Source organism: bacterium, from assembly GCA_036524115.1.
Classification (GTDB): Bacteria; JAUVQV01; JAUVQV01; order JAUVQV01; family DATDCY01; genus DATDCY01.
Map to the genome: position 1 here is coordinate 1 of DATDCY010000070.1, position 8232 is coordinate 8232.

The following is an 8232-nucleotide window of genomic DNA, read 5'->3' on the forward strand; positions in this document are numbered from 1 at the left end:
CTCGTCGAGCGCTTCTGGTCTTGGCTTCATTGGCAGCGTCGTCTCGTCGTCCGCTGGGAGTACTATACCGAGAACTTCCTCGGCTTCGTCCAGCTCGCTTCAATCTGCATCTTGCTCAAACAGTTTTGAGATAGGTTCTAGCAACAAGTTGCCGCAAAGATCGCGGCGGTGCAATCAGAATTTGAAAAGTCCGCAAGTCTCAAATCGCATCCCGTAAACTTCGCGCCCGCAAGCACGATGTGGGAGAAATTGCTGCCAACCAGGTTCTGGTCGGTATAACTCACCCCCGACCTGATGATTGGCGACGGGCAATCGGCGATGCTGCATATTCCATCAAGGTTCTTATCCTCAGTGGCGAGGTCGCAGGTCTGGCTGCCGTTAAGATCCCAGCATGCGTAGCGGATGGTGCCTGGAGGCCCCTGCGCTCCAGTACAGCCAGTAGGCCCGATTGCACCAATACTTCCAGTGGGCCCCAGCGGCCCAGTGGGGCCGGGATTGCCGCTCGGTCCTTGGGGGCCATTAGAACCCGTAGGCCCAGTGGCGCCCGTACTACCAGTTGACCCCCGCGCCCCAGCAGGGCCAACGCTTCCCCCCGGTCCTTGTGGGCCGGTCGGTCCCGCGAGCCCCTGCGGCCCTTGAGGTCCCGTAGGCCCGTCGGCTCCTTGTGGTCCCTGTAAGCCCTGCAATCCCCGCGGTCCCTGCGCGCCCGTGGCGCCCTGCGGCCCCTGTGGCCCCTCAGGGCCCTCCGGCCCTGTCGGACCAGGTGGTCCTGACTCGCTGTAGAGGGCGTAGGGCGCGATTGGGAAGAAGGATCGAGCAACCACCGGCGTCACTACGCCCTTCTTCATGACCTGGACAAACAACTGCTGAGAGAAGTCGACCGTGTTTGGAATGGGGGTTGAGCCGCCGCCCAGCGTGTAGACCAGGACCGGGGTCTTCAGAGTGAGATTTACCCATCCCGAGGACCAGAGCTGTCTGCCTGCCTCATCCCACAGACTAAATTGGAGGGTGTGGGTCCCCGGTTGTAGGTTGGTCTGTTTCTCGAGGAGAAAGCGCAGGGCAGGGGAGGCGGAATGGGCAGAGGTTTCGAGGCAAAGCAAAGTGAGCATCACGAACACGATGGTCAGCAGGCGCTTCATGCCCCCCTCCAGCGTAAGACGAGTAGACATGCCACGGCTCGGATGAGGACGCCGCGAACAATCGGAGGATATCACCCGAGGTCAAGAGCTTTCAAGAGGTCGGGGTACATTCGTCGATGGCTTGGCAGGTGAGATCGCCAATGGGTTCTTCATAGCAGTGTCGCGCATTGTTGACGCGTTGTCTTGTCCATTGCGGAAGAAATAGACTCGATGAACTGTCGCCATTCACGAACATGCGGTTTGCGGAGCGTGTCAGGAACCTTGCCGGTGTGCACAATTTCCCCTCTGAGTTCCACCAGGCGATCAATTGCACAGGATGGTTCCTTGGTAGTTGTGGTGAGATGTTCCGGCACTATTCCTGAACCAAGTCCTTCGAACGCATCGCCCACGCCAGCCAATTCCAGCAGGCGCTTAACTGGGCCTGCTTTGGCCGTGTTCAGGCCGTAGTTCTCGATATTCTCACCTATGGCTTGTTGCCTAACCTTCTGCACCCACAGGCTCCGCCACCCAGGGAAGACTGTCAATTCCCATGGCGTACACTTCTCCAGCAACTTCCGAATCTTCTCTGGAACCCTCTCTGGGGAAATGTCCTTTGAGACTTTCTCCGCCAGTTCGATGGATAGTTGCTCAACATAGTTCTCCCAAATTCCATACGTGAATACCACAGCGGCCGCAAACAACGCACGTTCTTTCTCTGATGGCTTGCCCTTTGTGTCTTTCACGTAGCTAAGAACGTTATCGACAATCCCAAGAGCGGGCCCCACGCCCTGATGTGCGTTCGTTTGAGTCGAAGTCCAACTTGGCATGGTCTTCTCCGATGTTGTGAACTGGTGAAGTTGCTTTCCTTCTTGCTCCAACAGTGTATCTAGCTGACCTGCTGTCCTCCACCAGGATCTCGCCGGGGTGAATCGGAGGCACCTTCCTCGTGAGCATGTTCCCTCACGCGTACATCAACTTCCCCCGCGGCTCCGGAATGGGGCGCCCGAGTTCCTTTGCAGTGTCAATCCATTCCTTGATGATCACCTCAGCGTTCGCGAGAGCTTCCTGGTAGGACGCTCCATCTGCCATACATGCGGGCAGCTCGGGCACTTCGGCGATGAAGGTCTTGTCCTCGGCACTCCAGTAGATCACGATCTCGTACTTGGCGCTCATCGATCTAGTTCTCGTCGTCCAACAGGTTGAGAACCAGCCTGATCAGCAACTCCTTCTCCGCGGGATCGCTCTCCGCGACGAGGAGCGCCAGCGCGACCATGGCGCTGTCGGTGAAGCGCAGGCTGCCGTCGGCGCCGCGGAGCAGGCCGTTCAGCCGCAAGTACTCCAGGAAGAGTAGCGTGCCAATGCGCTTGTTGCCGTCGGAGAACGGGTGGTCCTTGATGACGAAGTACAGCAGATGGGCCGCGCGGGCCTGAACCGTCGGGTAGAGCGGCTCCCCGCCGAAGGTCTGCTCGATGGCGGCGAGAATGGCGCCCAAGCCTTCAGCGCGCTCCTGCCCGAAGAGACCGGTCGCCTCGCCCCGCGCAGCGAGGGGCACCCGCAAGCCGGTGATCGCAGCCCGCGCCACGTCCAAGGTCAGCGATACGCTTGGCGTGCGCGGTGCCGCCGGCATTCCGGCCAACCGCGCCTCGTCGTACTCCAGCAACAGCCGCCAAGCCCGCGTGTACTGCTGTACCACCTCGAGCACCGCCCGCCCATCGTCTGTCACGAGCGCATGACGGTCCAGCGTCCGCGCCAGCAGCCTCACGGCCTGCTCGATCTCTCCGAACCCCTTCTCCCGCAGCCGCCGCTCGTTCATGGTGTAGCCACGGACGAGGTGTTCCCTGAGGGTGCGGGTCGCCCAGATGCGGAATTGGGTGCCGCGCCTGGAGTTGACCCGGTAGCCGACGGAGATAATGGCGTCCAGATTGAACATATCAATGTCGCGGGCCACACCCCTGTTCCCTTCCCGTCGAACCGTTGCATTTTTTGCAACAGTTGCCTCCCGCGACAGCTCTCCCGACGCGAATACGGCTCTCAAGTGGCGCGAAATCACAGACTTGTCGCGCTCAAAGAGCTTGGCCATCTGGCCCAACGATAGCCAGACGGTCTCCCGCTCCAAGCGGACATCGAGTCTGACGCCTCCATCCGGGGCCGCGAAGAGGACGACCTCGTCGCCGGCAGGACCCTGCGCGGACATCTCGCCTATAGCTCCTTTGCGATCGGCGCGAAAACCTTCTGAAACAGCTCCGGGTGCTTCCGAAGCCACGTGTGCTGCCCGGGCCAGAGATCCCTCTTCAAGACGTCGGCGTCCTCCTTCCCATTGAGCAGCCGGCTCAGATTCTTCACAATCATGCCGTTGCCTCCACGATTACTTGGCTGCCGCGCCCGCCGTCCCCCGCACCCGCTCCACCCGCGTCACGCCCTTGAGCCGGCGCAGCTGGTCCATGAGCTTGCGCAGCTGCTCGAGGTTCTTGATCTCCAGGTCGAAGCCGGTGACCGCGCGCCCGCCCTCGGTCGTGACCTTGGCGCCGGCGATGTTCACGCCGGCCTCGGCGACCACGCCGCTGAGGGCCGCGAGCAGGCCGGGCTTGTCGCGCGCCTCCACCTGCAGGCGCACCGGGTAGCTCTGCTCGGTGCCGAGGTCCCACTCGACCGCGACGAGCCGCTCCTTGTCGAGCAGCGACGGCGAGGCGTTGGGGCAGTCGGCGGCGTGGACGGTCACGCCCCGCCCGCGCGTGATGAAGCCGATGATCCGGTCGCCCGGCACCGGGTTGCAGCACTGCGCGAAACGCGTCAGGGCCCCGTCGAGCCCGCCGATGCGCACGCTCGTCTCGACCCGCTTGCCGGTGATGCGCTTGACGAAGTCGCGCAGGCGCGAGTCCTTGCGCTCCTCGCGCTTGGCCGCCTCCTCGGGGGGCAGCAGGCGCACGGCGAGCTGGTGCGCGGCGAGCTTGCCGTAGCCGATCGCGGCGAAAGCGTCGTCCGCGGTCTTGAAGCTCAGCGCCGCGAGGGCGGCCGCGAACTCGGGCGACTTGAGCGCCTTCGCGGCCGGCAGCTCCAGCCGGCGCAGCTCCTTGTCGAGCAGCTCGCGCCCCAGCGTGATGCTCTGGGCGCGCTCCTCGACCTTGATCCAGGACTTGATTCGGGTGCGTGCGCGCGAGGTGCGCACGAACTTGAGCCAGTCCTTGCTCGGGGTGTGGCCGGCCTGCGTGAGGATCTCGACGATGTCGCCGTTGGCGATCTCGTAGCGCAGCGGGACGATGCGGCCGTTGACCTTCGCGCCGACGCAGCGGTGGCCGACGTCCGAGTGCACGGCGTAAGCAAAGTCCACGGGCGTCGCCCCGCGCGGCAGGGCCCGCACGTCGCCCCGCGGCGTGAAGGCGTAGACCTCGTCCTGGAAGAGGTCGACCTTGACCGTCTCGAGGAACTCGCGCGGGTCCTTGAGCTCCTTCTGCCACTCCAGCAGCCCCTTGAGCCACTTCTGGCTCTGGTCGAAGCGGCTCTCGCCGGTGAGCCCCTCCTTGTACTTCCAGTGCGCGGCGATGCCGTGCTGGGCGATGGCGTGCATCTCGGCGGTGCGGATCTGGAACTCGACGCGCTCGCCGCCGGGCCCGATGACCGTCGTGTGCAGGGACTGGTAGCCGTTGGCCTTGGGCATGGCGATGTAGTCTTTGAAGCGCCCCGGCACCGGCGTCCAGAGCGAGTGGATCGTGCCGAGCACGGCGTAGCAGTTGCGCACCGAGTCCGTGATGATCCGCACGGCGATGATGTCGTAGACCTGGTCGAAGGGGATGTTCTGGCGGCGCATCTTGCTCCAGATGCCGTAGATGTGCTTGGCGCGCCCGGTGACCTGCGCCGTAACCTCCGCCTCGCCGAGCTTGCTGCGGATGAGCGCCTGCACCTCCTCGAGGTACTTCTCCTGCTCCTGGCGCTTCTTGGCGACGCGCTGCGAGACGTCGTCGTACTCGGCCGGGTGCAGCTGCCGGAAGGCGAGGTCCTCCAGCTCGGTCTTCATCCAGGCGATCCCGAGCCGGTTGGCGAGCGGCGCGTAGATGTCGAGGGTCTCGCGCGCGATGCGGCGGCGCTTGGCCTCGGGGAGCGGGTCGATCGTGCGCATGTTGTGCAGGCGGTCGGCGAGCTTGATGAGGATGACCCGGATGTCCTTGGCCATCGCCAGGACCATCTTGCGGAAGTTCTCGGCCTCGCGCTCCTCGCGCGTGGAGAACTCCATCTTGCCGATCTTGGTGACGCCCTCGACGAGCACGGCGACGTCGCGTCCGAACTTGGCCTCGATCTCGGCGACCGCGGTCCCGGTGTCCTCGGGCACGTCGTGCAGCAGGCCGCCGACGATGGTCGTGACGTCCATGTGCATCTTCGCGAGGATGCCGGCGATCTCCAGGGGGTGCGAGAGGTACGGCTCGCCGGAGGTCCGCAGCTGGCCGCGGTGCGAGACGGCGGCGTAGATGTAGGCGCGCTCGAGCAGCTCGGTGTCGGCCTCGGGGTGGTACGCGAGGACCTGCTCGATGATCTCGCCGATGCGGTACATGCCCGGGCACACCTCCGCCGCCGTGTCCGGGCGCCAAACGCCCGGTTTTCGGTCACTCTAGCCTCAGGGTGAGGCCGAACGCAAGGCGCGACAGGCTGAGGCGGCTTCGGGGTCCTGTAGCGCCGGGCAAGGTCGCTGATTGACATCGCCTCTCGGCCGGCGCTTCCATAGGGGGCGTTGCCCCCTGATGGCGCGGCTACCGCCGCTGTCACCCCCAAGTCACGGGCATCGTGTATGTTGACAGCGCCGACGCGTCCGGCGAGGATTTGTCGCCATGGATACGGCCGCGCCAGAGCCTTTCACGCCGGGGACGCTCGCGGCCTCCGTCGCCGCCGTGACGGAGGCCGCGCTCGCCTCCGGGGCGCTGCTGCCGATCGCCACCGGCGTGACGTGGATCGAGGACGGCGGCGTGCGTTTCCTCGTCCGGGTGCTCACCAACCTTGCCCGCAAGGACGAGGATCGCTGGCGCCGCGAGAAGGATGCGGCGACCGGCGCGCCGCCGGTCAACCCGTTCCTGCCCTACGATCCGGCCCTGTTCGTCGCGGGCGTCTCGCCATCTCACGTCGCGATCCTCAACAAGTTCAACGTCGTCGAGCGCCACGTGCTGGTGGTGACGCGGCGCTTCGAGGACCAGCGCGCGCTGCTGACGCCCGCGGACTTCGAGGCGCTCTGGCGCTGCCTCGCCGAGTACCCGGCGCTCGGCTTCTACAACGGGGGCGCGGAGGCCGGCGCGAGCCAGGCCCACAAGCACCTGCAGCTCGTGCCGCTCCCGCTGGCGGCGGAGGGGCCGCCCGTGCCGATCGACCCGCTCATCGCCCGGGTGCACCCGGGCTCGCCGGGCCAGGCGGGGGAGCTGCCGGGGTTCGGCTTCCTCCACGCATTCGCGCGGCTCGGGGGCGACGGGGGAGGGGATCCGGGCGCGCGCGCCCGAGCGGCCTGGCAGACCTACCGGGCGCTCCTCGCCGACGTCGGGCTGCGCGCGCCATCCGGCGGCGATGCGCCCGAGATGCAGGACGGCCCGTACTGCCTGCTGGTCACGCGCGAATGGATGCTTGTGGTACCGCGGTCGCGGGAGCACTTCAGGTCGGTGTCGATCAACTCCCTCGGCTACGCCGGCGCGCTGCTGGTGCGCACGGAGGAGGAACTGGCGATCCTGCGGCAGGTGGGGCCGCTGGCGGCCCTGCGGGAGACGGCGCTGCCGCCGCGTCCCTGATCCGGGCCGCCCGGGCTAGCGCTTCCCGCGCTTCTTCGTGCGCGAGGACTGCTTCGTCGCGCGCGCTTTGGCTGGGGCGGCCTTGCCGGCCGTGCCTTTCGCCGGGGCGGCCTTCGCGCGAGCGGCGGCCCGGGGCTTCTTCGGCGCCGCCGCCTGAGCCTTCCTGGTCGTCGCGGTCTTCGGTGCGGTCGCCGTGGGCTTCTGCTGCGGCTGCGCCTCGCCCCTCAGCAGCGCGCGCAGGCCCTCGACGTCGAAATCGTCAGCGTCGACCATTGCCGGCCTCCTCTCAGCCGCTCGAACCGCGGCTGCCCGCTGCCGGGCGGCGCAGCCAGTCGCCCGAGGCGATCCGCGGGTGCTTCGGGCCGCCGGCCCATAGGTAGGTCCACGCGAGCTGGGCCCGGGCCTCGCCGGTGTCCACCATGATCAGCGCCCGGCGGAAGAGCGCCCGCGAGGCCTCGAAGCCCTCGAAGCCCTCGACGCCGTCGAGGTGGGCGAAGGCCAGCGGCACGTCGCGCAGCTCGACCAGTTCTCCGTGGACGGTCCCCTCCGGCCCCGCGATCATGCCGGGGAAGGCGCCGCAGTCGAGCAGCGTCCCCGACGCCGTGGCCGGCACCGTGCTCCAGACGCCGCCGCAGCGCTTGAGCTCCGCGTGGCGGCTGCCCCCGCGCAGCAGGGTCCCGTAGACGAAGAGCCCCGAGGCGAGGAACGGCGCGGTCTCGCCCCGCGCCGCCGCCCGGAGCATGCGGTCGTCGTGGCAGAAGTCGGCCAGGCCGGCCGCGACGATGCCGAGGTAGGCGTCCGACGGCGGCACCAGCGTCGCCGAGCGGTACTCGGGCGCGACCTCGTAGGCCACCGCCACGAACTCGCGCCCGTCCGCGACGAGGGCCTTCTTCTCCACGCGCCGGTAGATGAGCGGCACCCCTTCCTTGAGATCGAGCGTCTTGAGGCTGCTCTCGCTGACCTCGAAGAGCGCGCCGGGCACCAGCTTGCCGACGCTCGGCCGCAGGTCGAGCACGCCGCCCTTGCGCGAAGGGGAATAGTAGTCGAAGGCCAGTTCGTGGTCGGGCAGGAACGCCGCGAGCCCGTCGCCGGTGAGGGCCGAGGGGCGGCCCATCAGTTCACACCACTTGCCGAGGTCCCTCAGGTTGAGGTTCGACCCGTATGCGAAATACCGATCCATGCGCCCTCCCCATGCCGCCGGCTGTGGGGGGCATCTTCCGGTCTGGAAAGGATACTGTCAAGACGCGACCGCCGCCGGCGCGGTGCCGGCGGCGGCCGCCGAGTGGTCCCGAACCCCGTCGGGCCTACTTCTCCTTGCGCTGGTCGTGCTGCACCACGACGTCGGCGGGGGCGCTGGC

Annotated in this window: 8 protein-coding genes and 1 pseudogene; 1 reads left to right on the top strand and 8 read right to left on the bottom strand. The window is 66.8% G+C overall.

Translation table 11 applies throughout. The features are described 5' to 3' along the window. Positions 1-407: 407 nt before the first annotated feature. From VI078_03335 to VI078_03360, 6 genes and pseudogenes are all read right to left on the bottom strand, one after another. Positions 408-848, bottom strand: a pseudogene (locus VI078_03335) (collagen-like protein). A 440-nt stretch (positions 849-1288) separates the two neighbouring features. Beyond that, on the bottom strand, positions 1289-1861 hold the full coding sequence (locus VI078_03340; GenBank protein ID HEY5998317.1) for a HEPN domain-containing protein: 573 nt from the start codon (positions 1859-1861) through the stop codon (positions 1289-1291). A gap of 217 nt (positions 1862-2078) precedes the next feature. Further along, on the bottom strand, positions 2079-2291 hold the full coding sequence (locus VI078_03345; protein ID HEY5998318.1) for a type II toxin-antitoxin system HicB family antitoxin: 213 nt from the start codon (positions 2289-2291) through the stop codon (positions 2079-2081). 4 nt (positions 2292-2295) lie between these two features. Beyond that, on the bottom strand, positions 2296-3312 hold the full coding sequence (locus VI078_03350) for a virulence protein RhuM/Fic/DOC family protein (protein HEY5998319.1): 1017 nt from the start codon (positions 3310-3312) through the stop codon (positions 2296-2298). Positions 3313-3317: 5 nt separating this feature from the next. Next, on the bottom strand, positions 3318-3467 hold the full coding sequence (locus VI078_03355) for a hypothetical protein (GenBank protein HEY5998320.1): 150 nt from the start codon (positions 3465-3467) through the stop codon (positions 3318-3320). 16 nt (positions 3468-3483) lie between these two features. Then, entirely contained in the window at positions 3484-5661 is a 2178-nt protein-coding gene (locus VI078_03360; GenBank protein HEY5998321.1) for a bifunctional (p)ppGpp synthetase/guanosine-3',5'-bis(diphosphate) 3'-pyrophosphohydrolase, read from the bottom strand. 274 nt (positions 5662-5935) lie between these two features. Here VI078_03360 and VI078_03365 point away from each other — a divergent pair, with 274 nt between their 5' ends. After that, positions 5936-6874: a phosphorylase gene (locus VI078_03365; protein ID HEY5998322.1), complete on the top strand. Its 939-nt coding sequence runs from the start codon at positions 5936-5938 to the stop codon at positions 6872-6874. Between the two features lie 15 nt (positions 6875-6889). Here VI078_03365 and VI078_03370 read toward each other — a convergent pair whose 3' ends face one another. Together VI078_03370 and VI078_03375 are read right to left on the bottom strand one after the other, a co-directional pair. Beyond that, entirely contained in the window at positions 6890-7147 is a 258-nt protein-coding gene (locus tag VI078_03370; GenBank protein HEY5998323.1) for a hypothetical protein, read from the bottom strand. A gap of 13 nt (positions 7148-7160) precedes the next feature. Further along, positions 7161-8054, bottom strand: coding sequence for a gamma-glutamylcyclotransferase (locus VI078_03375; protein ID HEY5998324.1), 894 nt, complete (start codon positions 8052-8054; stop codon positions 7161-7163). Positions 8055-8232 lie beyond the last annotated feature (178 nt).